This is a genomic window from uncultured Porticoccus sp., from assembly GCF_913061305.1.
Classification (GTDB): Bacteria; Pseudomonadota; Gammaproteobacteria; order Pseudomonadales; family Porticoccaceae; genus Porticoccus.
This window is the reverse complement of the sequence record NZ_CAJXST010000004.1, coordinates 35,151-56,253: the sequence shown is the minus strand read 5'-3', so window position 1 is coordinate 56,253 and position 21,103 is coordinate 35,151. Positions and strand designations below refer to the sequence as shown.

Sequence of the window (21,103 nt, the reverse complement as noted above, 5' to 3'; positions counted from 1 at the left end):
GCTACAATCCGCGACTCACTGATCATCCTCCAAAACCGGCAAACTGACTTGAACAAACTCAATAGCCAGCAACGCGCTGCAGTAAATTACATTGATGGCCCATTGCTGGTGCTGGCCGGTGCCGGCAGTGGCAAAACCAGTGTCATCACCAGCAAGATCGCCCACCTGATTCAGCAATGCGGCATCAGTGCCCGCCATATTGCGGCCGTCACTTTCACCAATAAAGCCGCCCGGGAGATGAAGGCGCGGGCAGCCAAGCTGGTCAGCGGCCAGCAGGCCAAGGGGCTGACCGTCTCCACTTTTCACAATCTCGGCCTGCACATTATCCGCAGCGAAATCGTCCAGCTCGGCTTTAAGCCCGGGTTTTCCATTTTCGATGCAGAGGACGCAAAAAGCCTGCTACAGGAACTGATGCTGAAAAAGTCGGACCTGGACGCCGATCATCTGGACAGGGTACAACACCAGATTTCCAGCTGGAAAAATGACCTGCTGACACCGTCCCAAACCCTTGCGAACGCCGCAAATAGTGAAGAACAGGCGATAGCGCTGGTCTACCAGCGCTATACGGATGCCCTGCGGGCCTACAACGCAGTGGACTTCGATGACCTGATCCTGATTCCGTCATTGCTGTTTCAGCAATCGCCGGAAACCCTCGATAAATGGCAGAATCGCATTCGTTACCTGCTGGTGGATGAGTATCAGGACACCAACTTTGCCCAGTACCAACTGGTGAAATTGCTGGTGGGAGCGAGGCGATCACTGACCGTGGTGGGTGACGACGATCAGTCCATTTATGCCTGGCGCGGCGCCAGGCCCGAAAACCTGCAGCAATTGCAGGAGGATTTCCCCGAGCTTCATGTCATCAAGCTGGAGCAAAACTACCGTTCTACTGGCCGCATTCTCAGGGCGGCCAACCGACTGATCGACAACAATCCTCACCTGTTCAGCAAGTCTCTCTGGAGTGAACTGGGTCCGGGGGCCCCATTGCGGATCATCCTCACCGCCAACGAGGAGGCGGAAACCGAACGAATCGTCAATGAAATTCTCGATACGAAATTGCGAAAAAGTTGTCACTTCCGCGATTTCGCCGTGCTCTACCGGGGCAATCACCAGGCCAGATTGCTGGAGCTGAAGCTGCAGGCCCAGGGTGTGCCCTATCAGCTCAGTGGCGGCACCTCGTTTTACGCCCGCACCGAGATCAAGGACATCATGGCCTACCTTCGCCTGATGGTGAACGGCGATGACGACAATGCCTTCTTGCGAATCATCAACACACCGCGCCGTCAGATCGGCACATCGACACTGGAAAAACTGGGACGTTACGCCAACGAACGGCAGATTTCCCTGATGGATGGTATCGATGAGCTGGGTCTGCAGTGCCAACTGGCGCCCAACAACCTGGAACGGCTGCAACGTTTCAGGCACTGGATTGGTCAGGTGACCAGCAACTGCAGCAATGCAGACCCGATTGCTGCCATCCGTGAAATGGTCAACGATATGGACTATGAAGGCTGGCTGCACCAGAACGCCAGCAGCGGCAAGGTTGCAGAAAAACGCATGGAAAATGTCAACTTTCTGATTGAGCAAATCCGGCAACTGCTGGCCAGGGACGAGCTGGCTATTGCCGGAGAGCGGGAGCAGCAGGATACCGCGGTGGAAGATGCGATCGCCAAGCTGGTGCTGCGGGACATTCTCGACCGCCAGGAGGAGGATTCCGCCGATGACAAGGTACAGCTGATGACCCTGCACGCCGCCAAGGGCCTGGAATTCCCCCACGTGTTCATGATCGGCATGGAAGAGGGCCTGCTGCCCCACCGCAACAGCATCGACGGGGATACCATCGAAGAGGAACGGCGTCTCGCGTACGTCGGCATTACCCGGGCCAGACAGACCCTGACCATGACCATGGCCGCCAGGCGGAAACTGTTCGGCGAGATCGCCGAGACAACACCGAGCCGCTTTATCGATGAACTGCCGCAGGAGGATCTCGAAAAAGAGGGCATGGGGCAGTCGAGCGATCCCGAGGTAGCCCGGCAAAAAGGTCGCGATTCACTGGATGCCCTGAAAGGATTGTTTGCCTAAGGAATCAACGGATGACAAAAGGCAGGCGGCGGTCAATGACGATTTCATCCTCAGCCAGCCTGCATCCGTAAACCAGCACTTCAACACCCGCAGCAATCGCCTGTCGCAGGGTCGCGCCATACAGCGGATCAATTTCATCGGCGGGCCCTGCACAATCGGCACCACTGTGCTGCACACAAAACACCAGTACCGCACGGTGACCCTGCTGGACCATACTGATCAATTCCCGAAGATGCTTGGTACCACGCTCGGTGACCGCATCGGGAAACAACACCCGGCCACCACCTGCGCCCAGGGTCGTGTTCTTGACCTCCACATAGCAGGGCGCAAGACCTTCCCCAGTCAGCAATAGATCAATACGACTGTTCTCGGCACCGTATTTCACTTCCGCACGAATCGACTCATAACCCTGCAGCTCTGCAATAACGCCGTGTTCAATCGCTTCGCGAACCAGCCTGTTGGGCCGGTTGGTATTGACGCCGGCAAGAAAGCCATCCGATGTGGTAGTGATTTCCAGGGTTCCCGACAATTTCCGTCGGGGATCATCAGAGCGGGAAAACCAGCACGGCGACTCCGCTTGCCAACAGTTTTTCATGGAGCCGGTATTCGGGCAGTGGATCGTCATTTCTTCACCACTGGACAACCGTATATCGGCGAGAAACCGCTTGTAGCGTTTAATCAATGTGGCCCGTTCAAACGGCGGAACAATCTTCATGGCTGTAACGCCCGTTCAATCCGCTGCACCGCCAACTGTAATCGCGGCAGTGGTTCAGTATAGGCAAAACGCACATGCTGACTGGCGCGGTACTGACCAAAGTCCGTCCCCGGGGTACAGGCCACGCCGTGCTCGTTCAACAACCGCCAGCAAAAATCTTCACAGTTATCGGTCAAGGCAGACACATCTGCGTAGACATAAAAGGCACCCTCGGGCAGCCCGGCAACAGCAAACCCGAGTTGCTGCAGTGCTGGCACCAGATAATCCCGGCGCTTTTGAAATTCCGCACAACGCCCATCCAGTATCGACAGGGTCTCCGGTTGAAAGGCCGCAAGCGCTGCATACTGCGACAGGGTGGGACTGGCAATATAAAAATTCTGGGCCATCATCGTAATCAGATCGACAAATGCCTCGGGTACGACCACCCAGCCCAACCGCCAGCCGGTCATCCCAAAATACTTGGAGAAGCTGTTTACCACCAGCACATCCTCAGCCACCTCAAGGGCAGAACTGAGCGGCGCAGCCGTGTAGGTCAGGCCGTGATAAATCTCATCCACCACCAGTGTGCCACCCTGGGAGGCAACTGCCCGATACAGGCCTGACATCTGATCCCGGTCAATGACTGACCCGGTAGGGTTACTGGGGGTCGCGACCATGGCACCAACCGTATTGGTCTGCCAGTGGCACTTGATCAGATCCGCGACCAACTGATAATTATGCTCAGGGCCCACCGGTACGAGCTGGGGTTCAGCATCCAGTCGCCGGACAAAATTGGCATTACAGGGATAACCGGGGTCCGCCAACAAGAATCCATCACCGGGATTCAGCAACAGTTCAAAGACCATCCCCAGGGCGGCACTGCTACCGGTGGTGACAATCACGCGCTCAGGATCAACCGCTACACCGTAGCGCTGGCGATAATAATCACTGATGGCAAGACGCAGTTCGGGAATACCGCAGGACGGCGTATATCCTGTTTTACCCTGATCCAGCGCCAAACGGGCCGCTTCAACAATCGGGGTTGCAGTAGCGAAGCGGGGTTCACCGATCTCCATGTGAATGATATCCCGGCCCGCTGCCTCAAGCCGCTTTGCAGCTTCAAGAAAATCCACCACTTTGAAAGAGGTTAGCTGGCGGGTTCTTTCCGCTGTTTGCATGATATTCTGCCCTTGAGCTACAACACTACTTCTGGAAAATGTCATCGGTGTTTAGGATTACCCTTGGCATTATGCGATGATTTCACTGTTAACCAAACAGAGGGTACAAATTGCTATACTCTGGCCTTGCAATTGCAACGTCCCATACACGTCGATAATTGTTTAATATTGGGAAAACAGTTTTTTTACTTGAAAAATTTTCCCGCTGGCACTATAAACGCGGGTCTCGCAAATTACCGAGAATGGAAAAAGATGCCTAAGAAAGCAGAAACTGTCACCATTGCCTCACTTCATGGCTTCACCCCCTACAAGGAAAAGAAGGGTGAGGAGTTCATGAACGACAATCAGCGCAGCCACTTCAAGCAGATTCTGCTGGCCTGGAAACGCGAGCTGATGGAAGAAGTTGATCGAACCGTATCCCACATGAAGGATGAAGCGGCCAACTTTCCGGATCCTGCCGACCGCGCCACGCAGGAAGAGGAGTTCAGCCTGGAGCTGAGAACCCGCGACCGGGAACGCAAACTAATCAGGAAAATTGACAGCACCATCGAGCGAATCGAAGCCAATGACTACGGCTTTTGTGATCAGTGTGGTGTCGATATTGGTATCCGTCGCCTGGAAGCTCGCCCCACAGCAAACCTTTGCGTCGACTGTAAAACCCTTGATGAAATCAGGGAAAAGCAACTGACCGGTGGTTGAAGCCTTGAGGGAAATGGCAACTTGCCACTTCCCTCAGCTACTATGGTCTCACCCTGTAACAGCCCCGCCTACACAGGGCGTTTTGCGCCTTCTCCCACCGGCCCATTGCATTTTGGTTCACTGGTTACCGCGCTGGCCAGCTATCTTGATGCAAAAGCTCAGGGCGGAACCTGGCTGGTGCGCATGGAGGATATCGATCCCCCCCGCCAGCTGCCCGGCGCTGAAGATACCATCCTCCGCCAACTCGAAGCCCACAGCCTGCTCTGGGATGGACAGCCCCTCTACCAGAGCCAGCGCAGCGAGGCTTACCTTGCCGCACTGGAAAAACTCAGCCACAGCGGCCTCGCGTACCCCTGCCATTGCAGTCGCCAGGTCCTGCAAGATACCGGCGGCCTGCATCAGCGCAGCTGTGTTCCCGGCGATCCCCGTCAACCACATGCTCTCCGACTGTCGGTTCCCAACAACTGCTCTATCGAATTCACCGATCTTTTTCAGGGCCGACAACAACAATGGGTCAGGCAAACCGCGGGCGATTTCGTGCTCCTTCGCAAAGATGGCCTGTTTGCCTACCAACTGGCGGTGGTCATCGATGATGCATACCAGGGTATCAGCCACATTATCCGCGGCAGCGATTTACTTGACTCCACCGCACGACAAATCTGTCTGCAGCAACGGTTAACCCTGCCGACCCCCGTCTACGGACATCTCCCGATCGCCGTCAATGAACAGGGACACAAACTCAGCAAGCAGAACCTGGCACCGCCGGTGGACAACCGGCGAGCGGGGGCAAACCTTCTCGCGGCCATGCACTGGCTGGGCATGCAACCGCCCGCTGACCTGCCGGACACCAATCAGGAAGTATTGATCGAGTGGGGCGTACGCAACTGGCACCGAACTCAATTACCCCGCCTGATACAAATACCGGCGCCAGCACTGTAGAATGAACAGCGCCCGTCCCATTGCCTAAATTGTCTGACCGAGTCTAATGGAGCATTACCCCCGGGTCGGCAAGCAACCCAGATCGCATACTGATACAGGTTAGCCATGAACAAGATTCTGATTGTTGAAGACGAAGATATTTTTCGCACTTCACTGAGAAGGCTGCTTGAGCATCACCATTTCGAGACCCGTGAAGCCAAAAATATCGAAGATGCGCTCAATCGTTTCGAGCTCGCTGACTTTTCAATGATCATCAGCGATCTGCGACTTCCCGGCGCCCCGGGCACCGACCTGATTCAGTTGGCCGGCGCAGTGCCGGTATTGATCATGACCAGCTACGCCAGCCTCAAATCCGCGGTGGAAACCATGCGCATGGGGGCAGTCGATTACATCCCCAAACCCTTCGACCACAGGGAGCTGTTGGAGGCTGTGACCCGTATCATGGACAAGCCTCGCCCTGTCGGGCAGCACCATGCCCCCGACCTGTCCAATCGCGGCATGATCGGCTCCAGTGCCGCCATGAAAACCGTTTACAACATTATTCAGAAAGTCGCCCGAACCGATGCGACGGTTCTGATCCATGGGGAAACCGGCACCGGCAAGGAACTGGCTGCCAGCGCCATTCACAATGAAAGTCCTCGGGCAAAAAAACAACTCATCTGCGTTAACTGCGCAGCGATCCCCGAAACACTGATTGAAGCGGAATTGTTTGGTCATGAAAAAGGGGCATTCACCGGCGCCACTGAAGCACGTAAAGGTCTTGTCGCAGCTGCAGATGGCGGCACACTATTCCTGGACGAAGTGGGCGAACTGCCGCTGGAAGCCCAGGCAAGACTGTTGCGGGTATTACAGGAAAAAGAGGTCCGCGCCATCGGCTCGGTCAAGTCGCGCAAGGTGGATGTTCGCCTTGTGGCAGCGACCCATCGCAATCTGAAAAAACTCTGCGAACAGGGTCGCTTTCGCGAAGACCTGTTTTACCGGATCAACGTGGTTAACCTGAACCTGCCACCGTTGCGGGAACGGGGCAAGGATATCCTGGAAATTGCTGACATGCTGTTGGCCAAACAGGGTCAAAAGCTCGACAGGCAACATCTCAAGCTGGCACCGGATGCCATCCAGGCCATTACCATGTACAACTGGCCGGGCAATATCCGCGAGCTGGAGAACTCCCTGGAGCGGGCCAGTATTCTCTGTGATGAGAACGAGCAGATCAGTCATGACTTGCTGGGCATTGAACTGTCATTGGTGGAGGTTGGAGACGAACCCAGTCGTCTACGTTCGACTCCGGCCAATATCAAGCATATCGACACAGATCCCCCGGAAGGGTTGTCGCTCGAGGATTATTTCACCCGCTTTGTACTGGAACACCAGGAAGCCATGAGCGAGACCGAACTGGCCAGAAAACTGGGCATCAGTCGAAAATGCCTATGGGAACGACGCCAGAAGCTGGGTATCCCACGGCAGAAAAATGATTAGTGAGCTGTGCCACTAAAACCAACTGTTACCTTATTAACCAGATCGTCGTGTAGATAGGTAACAAAACCGGTCGAATTATGTGCGCCATGTCACAAAAAAATACGTAACTTGCTGTTTAAAAAGGTTTTAATTTTTTGGCACGCTTCCTGCTAAATTAAAGACACAATAAAAACAGCAACTATTAAAAAAATAAATAATAAAAATAATACAGGATGGATTGCTAGGAGGTTGATAAGGGGGGTAGACCCATCGACCAATAGCCTATGGGATACGGGGGGAAGCTTGAACGCTTCCCCTTTTTTAATGGCCCGCGTTTAATGGCCCCCGAGTTGATCTGATCCCAGATCAATGTCAGCGTGACTGCCAACGGTCTTTTTGTCATACCCTGTGCTAGAATCGCCAGTTTACGGGTCTACGCCACCACAACATGCTAAAGAAGCTTTCCAAATATTTCAGGAGACACGCTCTCCCAGTTATCAGCGAACCCCATATTGTCCGTTCCGGGGGGCACCCGCTCTCCGCCAGGCAGATTACCAGTGGTGCGAGAAAGGTTGTCGAACAACTCGTCAGTGATGGCTTTCAGGCCTACCTGGTCGGCGGTTGTGTCCGCGACCTGATGCTGGGGCTGAGCCCCAAGGATTTCGACGTGGCCACCGATGCCACCCCCGAGCAGGTAAACAAGCTGTTCCGGCGAGCCCGTATAGTCGGCCGCCGCTTCCAGATTGTGCATGTCCGCATGGGTGCTGAAATCATCGAGGTGACCACCTTTCGGGCCCATCACACCGAACAGGGCTCAAATAGCCGGGATGAGTCACACCGGTCCGCCAAGGGCCTGCTGCTGAGAGATAACCTCTTCGGCTCTATCAATGAAGATGCCAGTCGTCGCGATTTCACCATGAACGCACTCTATTATCACCCGCAGGATAATAGTGTCTATGACTATGCCAATGGCCTGGCAGACATAGAGCAGCGCATAATCAGGATCATCGGCGACCCCGAGGTACGCTACCGGGAAGATCCGGTCAGGATGTTACGAGCCATTCGCTTTGCCGGAAAACTCGGCTTCAGTATCGAGGGAAAAAGCGCCGCCGCCATCAGCAAAATGGCACACCTGCTGGCAGACATTCCACCGGCACGGCTGTTTGATGAGGTCCTCAAACTACTGATGCACGGTCAGGCCCTGGCCACATTCCGACTGCTCCGGGAGTATGGTCTGTTTCGCCTGTTGTTTCCCGCTACCGAAGAGGCCCTGGATGAAGACCCCGGCTGGTACCTTGAGTTTATCGAGCAGGCCCTGACCAATACCGACAAACGCATTCGTTCAGGCAAACGGGTGACACCGGCATTTTTGTTTGCCGCACTGCTCTGGCCGGCGGCCAAACAGGCCAACACGAAATTTGAGCGATCCAATACCTCTCCGGTGTACGCCTTGCAACAGGCCACGGCAGACGTGCTCCACCGAGCCTGCCAGCGGGTAGCCATTCCCCGCCGCTTCAGCATGCCAATGCGAGAAATCTGGGAGATGCAGTTGCGCCTGCCCCGCCGCAATGGCAGTCAGGCCTTCCGCCTGATGGAAAACAAACGCTTTCGTGCCAGTTATGACTTCCTGTTATTGCGGGAGGATGCCGGCGAGCTGGAACCCGGCCTGGGAGCCTGGTGGACCCACTTTCAGGAAATGGACGAAGATCAGCGACTCAAGATGGTCAGCTCACTGGCAGAGCCGCTCCCCACCAAAAAACGTCGGCGGCGGCGGCCGCGTCGGTCACCGGCCGCAGCTCAGCCAGACCATGACTGAAATCACCTATATCGGGCTGGGTAGCAACCTCGACCAACCACTGCAACAACTCCGGAACGCGGTTATCGAACTGGCATCTCTACCAGGCACCAGCCTGATGACGATATCCAGCTGGTATCGGAGCGCGCCAATGGGGCCACAGGACCAGCCAGACTTCATCAATGGCGTCGCCAAGCTGCAGACATCACTCACCCCCCGAAAGCTGCTTGAGGCGCTGCAAGCCATCGAACAGCTACACCAGCGAAAAAAGGACAGGCATTGGGGGCCGCGCACCCTCGATCTGGATATTCTGCTTTATGGCGGACAGATTATTGACGACACCGACCTGCAGATTCCCCACCCCGGACTCCATCTCAGAAACTTTGTCCTGTTGCCATTGGCGGAGATTCATGAACAGCTGATTTTTCCCGATGGCACGCCACTGGTTTTACACTTGGAAAACTGCCCATCTGACGGTATCGTTCGCCTCTCGTCTGGAGATCCCTGTGGAACAACTGACTAACGATCTGAAGCCTGGGCAGGCACACCAGAAACTGCCGGGGTTTATTGCGGTGGAAGGGCCTATTGGCGTGGGTAAAACCACGCTGGCCAAGCGACTGGCGGGCAGTTTTAACTACGACACGCTGCTGGAGGAGCCCGAACAAAACCCCTTCCTCGAGCGCTTTTACGAAGATCGGCGCTCGGGAGCACTTCCGGCACAACTGTTCTTCCTGTTCCACCGTGCCCGGCAAATTCAGGAAATGCGGCAAGGCGATATCTTCCAGCAGGTCCGGGTGGCAGATTTTCTGATCGACAAAGACCAACTGTTCGCCCAAATCACGCTGGACGATGATGAATTAAAGCTGTATCAGACGGTGTACCAGCAGCTCACCATCGATGCCCCCACACCGGATCTGGTGATTTATCTCCAGGCACCCACCGAAATATTGCTCGACCGGGTTCAGCGGCGCGGGACCGAGGCAGAGAAAGCCATAGACGCCACCTATCTCCATCAGCTCAACGATGCCTACACCCGTTTTTTTTATTATTACGATGAGGCCCCACTGTTGATTGTCAATGCAGCAGACATCGATCTCGCCAATAACGAGCGGGACTACCAAAACCTGCTGGCCTATTTGCTGAACATCAAGACCGGGCGCCACTACTACAATCCACAAGCTCATTTGTGACAGGACCATCGCCCATGAAAACGGTCACCATCAACACCCTGTACAAACTCAAGCAGCAGGGTAACAAATTTCCGGTAATCACTGCTTATGACGCCGCCTTCTCGCGACTGATCGAACAGGTGGGCATTGAAGTTGTGCTGGTAGGCGACTCGCTGGGCAACGTCATACAGGGACAGGACAGCACGCTTCCCGTCACTATGGAACACATGGCCTACCACGTCAGTGCTGTGCGACGGGGCAACAGCAAATCCCTGATCGTCGCGGACCTGCCCTTTATGGCCTACGCGACGGAACAGCAGGCGATGGACAATGCCGCGCGGATCATGCAGGCCGGCGCCCACGTGGTCAAACTGGAAGGCGGGGCCTGGCTGGCAAAAACAGTCGCCATGCTGACCGAGAGGGGCATCCCGGTATGTGGCCACCTCGGCCTTACCCCCCAGTCCGTCAACAAGCTCGGCGGCTATCGGGTTCAGGGCCGGGACGAAGCTGCCGCCGAACAGATGATTAACGATGCCAGGGCGCTGGAAAAAGCCGGTATCGACCTGCTGGTACTGGAGTGCGTACCCGCCTCTCTGGCAAAAACAATTACCGAGACGCTGGCCGCGCCAGTGATCGGGATCGGTGCCGGTGCAGACACGGACGCCCAGGTGTTAGTACTCTACGACATGCTCGGCCTGTCACCTCATCAGCCCAGTTTCGCCAAAAACTTTCTCGCAGAAACCGGTGATGTAACGGCTGCACTGAACGCCTACGCCGAGGCTGTGCGCACGGGCCTTTTTCCACAAAGCGCGCAAAGCTTCTAGTCGTTATCGGCCGTGCAGCCAAAATAGCGCGCAGCGGCACCGTCCTGCCAGACCGGATATTTCTCCATCACCGAGACAAATCGGGGGGAGGCCAGCCAGCCATTCAGCCAGTCCTGCAATTTGGGATAGGGCGCGCCGGAAAACCAGTCCGGGTCCACCAGGGAAAACTGCCGCACAAAGGGAAAAATGGCCACATCGGCAAAGCCCGGTTGATGACCGAGCAAGAACGGCTGCTGCTGCAAGCAGACTTCCAGGGTCTGCAAAAAAACCTCTCCTTCGGCACGATAGTGCACCGGGGTTTGCTCGGGGTAGCGGTCCGCATACTTATAATGGTCCAGATGGGTTTTGAAGGACCCGTCATTCTCCGCAATCAGCCGGGAGGCTTCGCGGCTTAGGGCCGGATCCATCCAATTGTCCGGATCATGAATAGCCAGCGCCCAACGCATCACATCACAGCTTTCGTCCAGCACACGGCCATCGGGCAGCACCAGCACCGGCACCGTGCCTTTCGGCGAAGCCGCCAGCATGCCCGGAGGTTTGTTCTTCAATAAAATTTCCCGCAATTCCACGGGGACACCGGCATAGCAAATGGCCATGCGTGCCCGGATGGCATAGGGACAGCGGCGAAAGGAATACAATACAGGCAACATCAGAACCTATCCGGCAAAAAACAACCGGAGCCAGCGTAGCAAACTTTCCGCACCGGTCGCCAGCAGGCTTTATACTGGCCGCCCAGCAGTAAAAACAGGAGTTCAGGCAAATATGAAACCACTACCCGGGGTCGAAATAGAACCCACCTCACCGGCAAATGCCGCTGTCATATGGCTACACGGGCTGGGGGCCAACGGCCACGATTTTGAACCGGTGGTGCCGGAACTACAGCTTCCCGCCACTTTACCGGTCCGCTTTATCTTTCCCCACGCGCCGCAGCTTCCAGTGACCATCAATGGTGGCTTTATCATGCCAGCCTGGTACGACATTCTGGAGATGGAGCTGGATCGCAAGGTGGATCTGACTCAACTGCGACACTCTGCTCTCCAAATCCAGCAGCTCATTGACCGGGAAATCGAACGGGGTATCGACAGCCGGCGAATTGTCATTGCCGGATTCTCCCAGGGCGGCGCCGTCGGCTTCGAAGCAGCTCTCAGCTACCCCAAACCGCTGGCGGGCTTACTGGCTTTATCCACCTATTTTGCCACCACAGATTCAATCGACATCCATCCCGCCAACCGGCAACTCCCCGTGCAGATATTCCACGGCACCGCTGACGATGTTGTGCCGGAACAGCTGGGCCGGAAAAGTGTCACCTTTTTGCGTGACCAGGGCTTCAAACCCAACTACCAGACCTTCCCCATGGGACACTCCGTGTGTATGGAGGAGATTGCAGCCACCTCCAGCTGGCTGCAACAGGTGCTGGACTGATCACAGGCCATTTCAGTGGTCCTGGTTTATTTCAGTCCCAGCCGATACGCCAATTTGTGCAGGTTGCTGGCATCCACATTCAACATCCTCGCTGCGGACGCCCAATTACCCTGATTAGCGTCCAAAGCCTGCTGAATGGCATGCCGCTGACTGCGCTCCACCACCTCCTTCAGCGGCATGATCGTCTGCAGTTCAGCGATATCAATCACTGTCGACGGTACCAATGCATCCGTTACCGAACTGCCCGCGCCCTGCCTGGCAACGTCTTCGTCTAAATCCAGTAATGCCGCCCCCAGGGATATAATTTCGGTGCGTGTCGCACCCCGGCTGACAGCCTTGAGTACGGCACGGCTGATGACGTGCTCCAACTCCCGTACATTCCCTGGCCAGAAGTATCGGCACAGAGCTACTTCTGCGTCAGGGGACAGACGCAAGCTGCGCAAACCAAGGCGCGCCCGGTTCAGCTCCAGAAAGCGACCGGCCAACAGTAACACGTCGTTGCCCCGCTCCCGCAAAGGCGGAATCGGCACCGGGTAGACAGACAATCGATGATATAGATCGGCACGGAAGTCGCCGTCGCGCACACTGTCATGCAGGTTGCGGTTGGTGGCGGCAATCACGCGTACATTGACCCGTCGCGGTCGGTCCGAACCAAGCCGTTGAATCTCGCCATTCTGCAAGGCCCGCAACAACTTCGCCTGCACCGACAGCGGCAGCTCACCCACCTCATCGAGAAACAAAGTACCGCCGTCCGCCGCCTCAAAACGCCCTGGACGCTCGCTGATTGCCCCGGAAAAGGCGCCTTTTACATGGCCGAACAGCTCGCTCTCCGCCAAGGATTCCGGTAGAGCAGCACAGTTGACATGCACCATAGGTCGATCCGCACGACGAGACAATACGTGCACCCGGCGAGCGAACAACTCTTTGCCCACCCCCGTTTCTCCCAGCAGCAGCACCGGCAGCTCGGAATCTGCCACCACCGTCAATTCATGCAGCAGGGCCTGCAATGCCTCGCTTTGACCAACAATTTCCTCTTCCGCCTCAACCACCGATACCCCGTCCCCGGAATGAGGCTCCCGCACCAGGCGCAGACCCTGCAACTCCTGCTCCAACCGGGTGACACGAATGGCGGCCTCCGCCAGTAGGCCGAAGTGTTTCAAGGTCTGCATGGCTTCACCGCTGAAGGCCCCGGCATCCAGAGCGTCCAGGGTTAACACCCCCCACTGAACCCCCTCCACATAGAGGCTGATACCCATGCAGTCGTGCACCGGCAGGGGTTCACCTACCTGACTGTCGAGCAAGCCGTCATAGGGGTCTGGCAAATCACTACCAGGCTCAAAGCGGGTTGGATCTCGGCGCGAGAGGATAGCCGCCAGCCTGGGATGCTGGGCTACCACAAAGCGTCTGCCAAGTGTCTCATGCACAAGGCCATCCACCGCCATTGGGCGCAGCCGGTTTTCCTCAAGGCGCAACACAGCCACCGCCCCGCACCGGAACCGCTCCCGCAGCACGGACACCAGCCGCTGCAAACGTACCGCCGACGGCAGGTTGACCACCAGGTCCGACAACAACATCAAATCGATCATGGTTTTATAAACCCTATTATGGTTATTTTAACCATATCAGATAATGGTTATAACAACCATAATATGTTTAATTTATTAAAAAATAACAAGATTTTTTCTGGCATGACTTGTGCTCTATCTCTTGTGACAAATCATAAATCTTGAGAGAGCGAGCATCATGAACATTCTCCAACAACCGCTGGGCACTCTGGCCCGAACCATCCCCGGTGCTACCCGCGTTTTTTATCAGCATCGTCTGGACTTCTGCTGTGGTGGGCACGAAAGCCTGCAGGATGCCGCCATTTGCCGCGGCCTGAACCCGAAGGCGATCGCCGCACAACTCAGCACCCTGCAGCAGACAGAAAGTACAGATCAGGTTGCACACCAGGCGACCCCCGAAACACTGATCCCCCATATTCTGGAGCGCTACCATAAACGTCACCGGGAGCAACTGCCAGAACTGGTACGGCTGGCCGCGCGGGTAGAGCTGGTCCACCGTGAGCACCCGGACTGCCCCAAAGGATTATCCAACCTGCTGATGGCCATGCACCAGGAACTGGAGAGCCATATGCTCAAGGAAGAAAATGTGTTGTTCCCCATGCTCTTGCGTCACCTATTTGATCATGCCATCAACCCCATTGCCATGATGCGCTTTGAGCACGACCAGCACGGTCAGTCGGTGAAACAGATAGAGCAGCTAACCCACAACCTGACCCTGCCCGATGATGCTTGCGATACCTGGCAGGCGCTCTACTGGCAATTGGACTGGTTCCGCGCCGACCTCATGGAGCACATCCACCTGGAAAATAACCTGCTGTTTGAGCGCATCGATGCACAGGGAGCTAATGGTCATGGGTAAATACAACAAATTGTGGTGGACACTGATCGCTGTCCTGGCTGCCACCTTTGCCCTGCTGGGCTACTTCGGGGTGGAGGTATATCGCAAGGCACCACCCATACCGGATAGGGTGGTGACCATAAGTGGTCACCAGATCATGACCAGGGAAAGCATTCTCGATGGCCAGACGGCCTGGCAGTCAGTAGGCGGCATGCAGCTTGGTTCCATTTGGGGTCACGGCGCCTATCAGGCACCGGACTGGACTGCCGACTGGCTTCACCGCGAGCTACTTGCCTGGCTGGAACTGGCCGCTCAAGAGGAATTTGGCCTCGACTATGGCGCACTGACTGGCCGGGATAAAAACACGCTGCAGTATGAATTGAAACAGGCCTATCGGGCCAATACCTATAACCCGGAGACGGACGTACTGACGGTATCTGAGCGACGGGCTCGAGCCATGGCCCAGACAGCGGACTACTACAATGGTCTGTTCGGCGGAGAGCCGACACTGCAGTCCACTCGGGAAAGTTACGCCATGAAAGAGGTGACACTACCCAGTGGTGAGCGGCGCGCGCAGCTAACCGACTTTTTCTTCTGGACCGCATGGGCGGCGGCGACCGAGCGCTACCCGGGCGAAGCCACCTACACCAATAACTGGCCACATGAACCGCTGATTGGCAACAAGCCCACGGCGGAGAACATTGTCTGGTCTATCGCAAGCGTGGTCTTTCTCATCGCCGGTGTAGGCGGTTTAATCTGGGGCTGGGCCTTTCTGAGCAAGAAAGACGAAGAAGACCCGGTCTCACCCAAAAATGACCCGATTACCACCTTTCCGCTAACCCCTTCCCAGAAAGCGTTGGGCAAGTATCTGATTGCCGTGGTCGGACTGTTCACCCTGCAGGTGTTTCTCGGCGGCTTTGTCGCCCATTACACCGTCGAAGGCCAGGGGTTTTACGGCCTCAACACGTCCGAATGGCTCCCCTACAGCCTGGTGCGCACCTGGCATATTCAGTCGGCAATGTTCTGGATTGCCACGGGCTTTCTTGCTGCCGGTCTGTTCCTGGCACCAATTATCAACGGTGGCAAGGATCCAAAATATCAAAAGTTAGGCGTAGATATTCTTTTCTGGGCGTTGATTGCGGTGGTGGCCGGCTCCTTTACCGGCAACTTCTTCGCGATTAATCAGATCATGCCCGCCGAGTGGAGCTTCTGGCTGGGGCACCAAGGCTACGAATACGTTGACCTCGGGCGCTTCTGGCAGATTCTGAAAGTCGCGGGCATTGCCTTCTGGCTGATGCTGATGATGCGCGGCATTGTGCCAGCCCTCAAGCAGGGAGGCGATAAAAGCTTACTGGTGTTGCTCACAGCATCAGTAGTGGCTATCGGCCTGTTCTACAGTGCCGGCCTGCTCTATGGCGAGCGCACCCATATTTCCATTATGGAATACTGGCGCTGGTGGGTGGTACATCTGTGGGTAGAGGGCTTCTTTGAGGTATTTGCCACCACTGCACTGGCCTTTATTTTCTGCAGCATGGGACTGGTGTCACGCACCATGGCGACAACGGCATCCCTGGCCTCCGCGTCCCTGTTTTTACTCGGCGGTGTACCCGGCACTTTTCACCATTTGTATTTCTCGGGCACCACCACACCTGTTATGGCAGTAGGCGCCACCTTCAGTGCGCTGGAAGTAGTGCCACTGGTCGTGTTGGGTTATGAGGCATGGGAGAGCTGGCGACTGAAATTCCGCGCCCCCTGGATGCAGGATATCAAGTGGCCCCTGTTGTTCTTTGTGGCTGTAGCGTTCTGGAACATGCTGGGTGCTGGCGTATTGGGCTTTATGATCAATCCGCCCATTTCGCTGTATTACGTGCAGGGCCTGAACACTACACCGACCCACGCGCATGCGGCCCTGTTCGGAGTATACGGCTTCCTGGCACTGGGCTTCTGCCTGCTGATCCTGCGTTATATTCGCCCCGAAATGGTTTTTAGTGAGCGACTGATGAAAACCGCCTTTTGGTGGATGAACGGCGGCCTAGTGCTGATGCTGTTTACCAGCCTGCTACCGGTAGGAATCATTCAATTTATCGGCAGTGCCTCCGAGGGTCTTTGGTACGCCCGCAGCGAAGCCTTTCTGCAGCAGCCCATACTGGTGACCCTGCGCTGGGTGCGCACCCTGGGTGACGTGGTATTCATTGTCGGGGCCCTGGCGGTGAGCTGGCAGGTAGTACGCGGCATCTGGCCCGCCTCTGGCCATCAAAGACAAAATATTTATGGCGAAGATATCGCCGTTTGATACACATTCCCCATCAACTAACAGGAGAAGTATCATGTTGAAATCGTTTAAAAAAATAACTGCCGCCGGGCTCATTACATTGCTCATCACCCCCGCCATTCACTCGGCGGAGGTGGTCGGCCACAGCAATGACAACACTGGCGGACAGATTACCGGGGGCTCCATCCTGTTCCTGATCGGCGGTGCAGCCGGTGGCCCCGCCGGCGCACTTGTCGGCGCCTTTCTCGGTACCTGGGTCGGCGATAAAACCCAGCAACAGGCGGGCCTCAGTGGTGATCGCTACACAGTCATAACCGAACAGGGTGAAACCCATGCATTTCGCAGCCCCAACCGGGAATTTGAATTGGGCGACCAGGTAGATATCGTCGGCATTCGCCTGAAACCCGCTCCTTGATCACGGCTACCGGTGTGGGCGTCCTCTCACCGGTACCTTCTCACTCCGCGGGACACGCATCACTCTGCTATCATTAGCTGTCCCGCCACGTTGTGAGGCCTGCATGGTAAATTCGTCCCCCATCTATTATCCATTCCGCGAACCACCCAAACCGGGTGTACCCCAACAGATCGCCGACGGCGTCCACTGGCTGCGGATGCCCCTGCCCTTCCGACTCGACCATATCAACCTGTGGCTGCTTGAAGAAGACGATGGCTGGACGATAGTCGATACCGGGCTGGCCACCGAGGACACCACCGAACTGTGGTTAAAACTCTCGCCGATTGTGTCATCAAAAAAACCGGTAAAACGCCTGATTGCCACCCACATGCACCCGGACCATATCGGACTCGCAGCCTGGCTGTGCCGTCACAGCGGTGCCGAATTCTGGATGTCCCGCAGCGAATATATGCATTGTCGGATTCTGCTGGCCGACAGTAACCGCGAAGCACCGGAAGAGGCGATCAGCTTCTATCGGGCCGCCGGCTTCAGTGACGAACAACTGCGTTACTATCGCGCCAAATTTGGCTCTTTCGGGAGCATGGTTCGAGGGATGCCGGCCACTTATCACCGACTGCAGCAAGGCGACAGTTTCATCATCGGGGGGCGTCGCTGGCAGCTGGTCATGGGCGAGGGGCACTCCCCCGAGCACGCCTGCCTGCACTGCCCCGAGCTGGACCTGTTTATCGCCGGTGACCAGTTGCTGCCGACCATTTCCTCCAACGTCAGTGTCTGGCCCATGGAACCGGCCGGCAACCCGCTGCAGGCATGGATCGACAGTTGCCACAAACTCAAGGCATTGCTACCGGAAAAGACGCTGGTGCTGCCCTCACACGGCCTGCCCTTCACCGGCGCCCAGCCGAGATTGCAGGCCCTGATCGACGGCCACGAACGGGACCTGGAAAAGGTTGTGGAACATTGCGACAGGCCAACACGGGTGATTGACCTGTTTCCGCTGCTTTTCAAGGCACCGATCGGCAACTCGATGCTGGTACTGGCCACTGGCGAAAGTTACGCCCACCTGCACTACCTGATGGCACAGGGAAAACTCGCCATGCAGGCCGATAAAGCCGGGGTGAACTGGTATCAGCGCGTTTGAATCACAGGCAAAATCAATGCTTCATTGACCCAGTGACAACCGCCATCTGCCGGTCATGCCAGCCACCCAGCAGCAACTGGGCACTTATCGCGCCGAGCAACGCGATAAACATATCCCACTGGGCATCCCAGACATCCCCCTGGGTGCCGAGGAATTCGACAGAACCGTCGCCACCCACCACCGCAGTCAACCACTCCAGTAATTCATAAAAGGCGCTGAATGCCAGACAGAAACAGGTGACCAGAAAGAACAGCCAGTAGCGCCCGGCCACAACCCGATTGCGCCAGAGGACCTCTCTCGCCAGAATCGCGGGCACAAAGCCCTGGGCAAGGTGCCCGAAACGGTCATAGTGATTGCGGGTGAAATCAAACCAGTCTGCCACCAAAAACCCCAACGGTACCCGGGCATAGGTATAGTGGGCACCCACCAGTAAAATCACGGCGTGCAGAAAAATCAGATAATAACTAAGTCGCGTCAACGGGAAACCCCGCCGGGTGAGGTACAGCACCGGCAGGGCCATCAGCACGGGGATCGCCTCAAGCCACCAGGTGGCGCGATCAAACGGCTCGATCCAGGACCAGACCAGCACGGCCAACAGGACAACGAGCAACCACAACAGTTCTCGATTAGTGGCCATCACCCGCCCCAGCGGGGTAGCAGGCCCTGTTCGATTCCCAGATGATCGAGCAACCTCGCCACCAGAAAATCCACCAGATCATCAATCGTCTGCGGGTTCTGGTAAAAACCCGGCATCGCCGGCATCACGGTGACACCCAGCCGGGCCAGTTTGAGCAGATTCTCGAGATGCAATTCTGACAGGGGCGTCTCTCTGGGCACCACGATCAGCTGTTGTTTTTCCTTGATCACCACATCTGCCGCGCGCTCAATCAGATTGTTGCTGGCACCACAGGCAATCGCAGAAATAGTGCCGCCACTGGCGGGACAGATCACCATGGAACGGGGCGCAGCGGACCCGGATGCCACGGGTGAAAACCAGTCGCGGGAGGTATTGACAAGGATCTGTTCCGGCTCTGCATCAAAGTTGAGGGTTAGAAAATCCTCCAGCGCCTCGTCCCCGGGCAACGTCAATTCTGTCTCGGTTTCCACCACAACCCGCGCCGCTTCCGATATCAGGAACTGGATCTGGCAGTTGGCCTGAACCAGACATTCCAGCAGACGCAAACCATACTGGGCACCGGACGCCCCGGTCATTGCCAGGGTTATCGAACGATCAAACTCTGCCATGGGCACGCTCCTCAAGTGCGGTCACCAGCTTGCTGTGCAGACCGCCAAAACCGCCGTTACTCATAATCACCACATGGGTGCCGTCCACCGTCAACTGTAAAATCCGCCCGACCAGTTCATCAATCGTCCCGAGCACTTCAGCGGGAACTGGCCCTGTAGCCACCTCCTCCGCCAGAGACCAACTCGCATTATCCGGCTGAAACCAGAGCACCCGATCGGCATCACCGGTAGCCCCGGCCAGGTGGCCGCGATGAACACCCAGCTTCATGGTGTTGGAGCGCGGCTCAATGACCGCGAGGATTTTTTCACTGCCTACCCGATGGCGCAAACCGGCCAGGGTCGTCGCTATGGCAGTGGGATGGTGGGCAAAATCGTCATAGACCGAAACACCATCGATAGTCGCCAGCTTTTCCATACGACGTTTGACGCCATTGAACTGGCATAACGCCTCACAGGCCACCTCAGGCGTAACACCAACATGATGAGCCGCCGCAATGGCGGCCATGCCGTTGGCAATGTTGTGATCTCCAGTCTGCGTCCACTGAACAACCCCGCGCGGTTTACCCTGGTAGCTGATCCGAAAAACCGAACCGTCCTGTTCTACGGCCTCCACATCCCAACTGTCGGGATCACCCAAAGGCTGATACTCCGACCAGTTTCCCATTGCCAGCACCGCCTGTAGGGGAATATCCCCGACCGGGGCGACAATCAGACCATGGCCGGGAATAGTGCGGACAAAATGGTGGAACTGGGTCTGGATGGCAGCCAGGTTGGCAAAAATATCGGCGTGATCAAATTCCAAATTATTGAGAATGGCCGTGCGCGGGCGGTAGTGAACAAACTTGGAGCGCTTGTCAAAGAACGCACTGTCATATTCATCCGCCTCCACCACAAAGAAGGCCGAGTGACCCAACCGTGCAGAAACACCGAAATTGTTTGGTACCCCGCCGATCAGAAAGCCGGGCTGCATACCGGCGTACTCCAGGATCCACGCCAGCATACTGGCGGTGGTGGTTTTACCGTGGGTTCCTGCCACCGCCAGCACCCAGCGATCGCGGAGGCAGTAATCCCCCAACCACTGCGGACCGGATGTGTAGGGAATACCGTTATCCAACACATATTCCACCGCGGGGTTGCCGCGGGACAGTGCATTGCCGATAACCACCAGATCCGGTGCGGGATGAAGCTGAGCGGGGTCGTAGCCCTCCGTCAGGGTAATACCGGCATTTTCCAGCTGGGTGCTCATCGGTGGGTAAACGTTACTGTCGCAGCCGGACACCTCATGCCCCATGGCTTTGGCCAGCTGCGCGAGCGAGCCCATAAATGTGCCGCAAATACCTAGGATATGAATATGCATACTGTCTCGATAGCCT

20 protein-coding genes are annotated in these 21,103 nt (G+C 56.4%); 13 read left to right on the top strand and 7 right to left on the bottom strand.

The features are described 5' to 3' along the window. The first annotated feature begins 48 nt into the window (after positions 1–48). Positions 49–2,082: a DNA helicase Rep gene (gene rep / locus QZ516_RS05715; protein WP_297187458.1), complete on the top strand. Its 2,034-nt coding sequence runs from the start codon at positions 49–51 to the stop codon at positions 2,080–2,082. Between the two features lie 4 nt (positions 2,083–2,086). Here rep and sfsA read toward each other — a convergent pair whose 3' ends face one another. Then, a complete protein-coding gene (sfsA, locus tag QZ516_RS05710) occupies positions 2,087–2,797 on the bottom strand; it encodes a DNA/RNA nuclease SfsA (RefSeq protein WP_297187456.1) in 711 nt (236 codons plus the stop codon). Next, positions 2,794–3,954: a pyridoxal phosphate-dependent aminotransferase gene (locus QZ516_RS05705; RefSeq protein ID WP_297187454.1), complete on the bottom strand. Its 1,161-nt coding sequence runs from the start codon at positions 3,952–3,954 to the stop codon at positions 2,794–2,796. The genes sfsA and QZ516_RS05705 overlap by 4 nt, the downstream gene beginning before the upstream one ends. A 252-nt stretch (positions 3,955–4,206) precedes the next feature. Here QZ516_RS05705 and dksA point away from each other — a divergent pair, with 252 nt between their 5' ends. The 7 genes from dksA to panB all read left to right on the top strand — a co-directional run bounded on the left by dksA (position 4,207) and on the right by panB (position 10,835). Continuing rightward, positions 4,207–4,653, top strand: a complete 447-nt coding sequence (dksA, locus tag QZ516_RS05700; protein WP_297187452.1) for an RNA polymerase-binding protein DksA — start codon at positions 4,207–4,209, stop codon at positions 4,651–4,653. Positions 4,654–4,674: 21 nt separating this feature from the next. Continuing rightward, on the top strand, positions 4,675–5,592 hold the full coding sequence (gene gluQRS, locus QZ516_RS05695) for a tRNA glutamyl-Q(34) synthetase GluQRS (protein ID WP_297187450.1): 918 nt from the start codon (positions 4,675–4,677) through the stop codon (positions 5,590–5,592). 105 nt (positions 5,593–5,697) lie between these two features. Beyond that, positions 5,698–7,068, top strand: coding sequence for a sigma-54 dependent transcriptional regulator (locus QZ516_RS05690; RefSeq protein WP_297187448.1), 1,371 nt, complete (start codon positions 5,698–5,700; stop codon positions 7,066–7,068). 427 nt (positions 7,069–7,495) lie between these two features. Further along, positions 7,496–8,863, top strand: a complete 1,368-nt coding sequence (pcnB, locus tag QZ516_RS05685) for a polynucleotide adenylyltransferase PcnB (protein WP_297187446.1) — start codon at positions 7,496–7,498, stop codon at positions 8,861–8,863. Further along, the gene (gene folK / locus QZ516_RS05680; protein WP_297187444.1) at positions 8,856–9,365 is read left to right on the top strand and encodes a 2-amino-4-hydroxy-6-hydroxymethyldihydropteridine diphosphokinase; all 510 of its coding nucleotides are present in this window, start codon (positions 8,856–8,858) and stop codon (positions 9,363–9,365) included. Before pcnB ends, folK begins: the two co-directional genes overlap by 8 nt. Further along, positions 9,349–10,032, top strand: a complete 684-nt coding sequence (locus QZ516_RS05675) for a deoxynucleoside kinase (protein ID WP_297187442.1) — start codon at positions 9,349–9,351, stop codon at positions 10,030–10,032. The genes folK and QZ516_RS05675 overlap by 17 nt, the downstream gene beginning before the upstream one ends. Positions 10,033–10,046: 14 nt before the next feature. After that, a complete protein-coding gene (gene panB / locus QZ516_RS05670; RefSeq protein WP_297187440.1) occupies positions 10,047–10,835 on the top strand; it encodes a 3-methyl-2-oxobutanoate hydroxymethyltransferase in 789 nt (262 codons plus the stop codon). On the opposite strand, the gene QZ516_RS05665 is transcribed toward panB, so the two are convergent. Beyond that, entirely contained in the window at positions 10,832–11,485 is a 654-nt protein-coding gene (locus tag QZ516_RS05665) for a glutathione S-transferase (RefSeq protein WP_297187438.1), read from the bottom strand. The two genes, panB and QZ516_RS05665, sit on opposite strands and share 4 nt — an antisense overlap. A gap of 112 nt (positions 11,486–11,597) precedes the next feature. Here QZ516_RS05665 and QZ516_RS05660 point away from each other — a divergent pair, with 112 nt between their 5' ends. Beyond that, a complete protein-coding gene (locus QZ516_RS05660) occupies positions 11,598–12,257 on the top strand; it encodes a carboxylesterase (RefSeq protein ID WP_297187436.1) in 660 nt (219 codons plus the stop codon). Positions 12,258–12,283: 26 nt separating this feature from the next. Here the strand turns inward: QZ516_RS05660 and norR are convergent, their stop codons facing one another. Then, entirely contained in the window at positions 12,284–13,843 is a 1,560-nt protein-coding gene (norR, locus tag QZ516_RS05655) for a nitric oxide reductase transcriptional regulator NorR (RefSeq protein WP_297187434.1), read from the bottom strand. A 157-nt stretch (positions 13,844–14,000) separates the two neighbouring features. Here norR and ytfE point away from each other — a divergent pair, with 157 nt between their 5' ends. The 4 genes from ytfE (at position 14,001) to QZ516_RS05635 (ending at position 18,485) form a co-directional block, all read left to right on the top strand. Further along, a complete protein-coding gene (gene ytfE / locus QZ516_RS05650; RefSeq protein ID WP_297187432.1) occupies positions 14,001–14,681 on the top strand; it encodes an iron-sulfur cluster repair protein YtfE in 681 nt (226 codons plus the stop codon). After that, a complete protein-coding gene (locus tag QZ516_RS05645) occupies positions 14,674–16,953 on the top strand; it encodes a nitric-oxide reductase large subunit (RefSeq protein WP_297187430.1) in 2,280 nt (759 codons plus the stop codon). Before ytfE ends, QZ516_RS05645 begins: the two co-directional genes overlap by 8 nt. A 34-nt stretch (positions 16,954–16,987) precedes the next feature. Continuing rightward, positions 16,988–17,347 (top strand): hypothetical protein, encoded by a 360-nt coding sequence (locus QZ516_RS05640; protein WP_297187429.1) that lies wholly within the window; start codon positions 16,988–16,990, stop codon positions 17,345–17,347. Positions 17,348–17,450: 103 nt separating this feature from the next. Beyond that, complete coding sequence (locus QZ516_RS05635) at positions 17,451–18,485, top strand: MBL fold metallo-hydrolase (RefSeq protein WP_297187427.1); 1,035 nt, start codon at positions 17,451–17,453, stop codon at positions 18,483–18,485. A 13-nt stretch (positions 18,486–18,498) separates the two neighbouring features. Here the strand turns inward: QZ516_RS05635 and QZ516_RS05630 are convergent, their stop codons facing one another. Genes QZ516_RS05630 through mpl form a run of 3 tightly spaced genes read right to left on the bottom strand, consistent with a single transcriptional unit; the run spans position 18,499 to position 21,087 of the window. Continuing rightward, on the bottom strand, positions 18,499–19,122 hold the full coding sequence (locus tag QZ516_RS05630; protein WP_297187424.1) for a DUF2238 domain-containing protein: 624 nt from the start codon (positions 19,120–19,122) through the stop codon (positions 18,499–18,501). Beyond that, positions 19,122–19,730 carry a flavin prenyltransferase UbiX gene (locus QZ516_RS05625; protein WP_297187422.1) on the bottom strand — a complete coding sequence of 203 codons (609 nt, stop codon included), beginning with the start codon at positions 19,728–19,730 and terminating at the stop codon, positions 19,122–19,124. The genes QZ516_RS05630 and QZ516_RS05625 overlap by 1 nt, the downstream gene beginning before the upstream one ends. Further along, entirely contained in the window at positions 19,717–21,087 is a 1,371-nt protein-coding gene (gene mpl, locus QZ516_RS05620) for a UDP-N-acetylmuramate:L-alanyl-gamma-D-glutamyl-meso-diaminopimelate ligase (protein ID WP_297187420.1), read from the bottom strand. The genes QZ516_RS05625 and mpl overlap by 14 nt, the downstream gene beginning before the upstream one ends. Positions 21,088–21,103 lie beyond the last annotated feature (16 nt).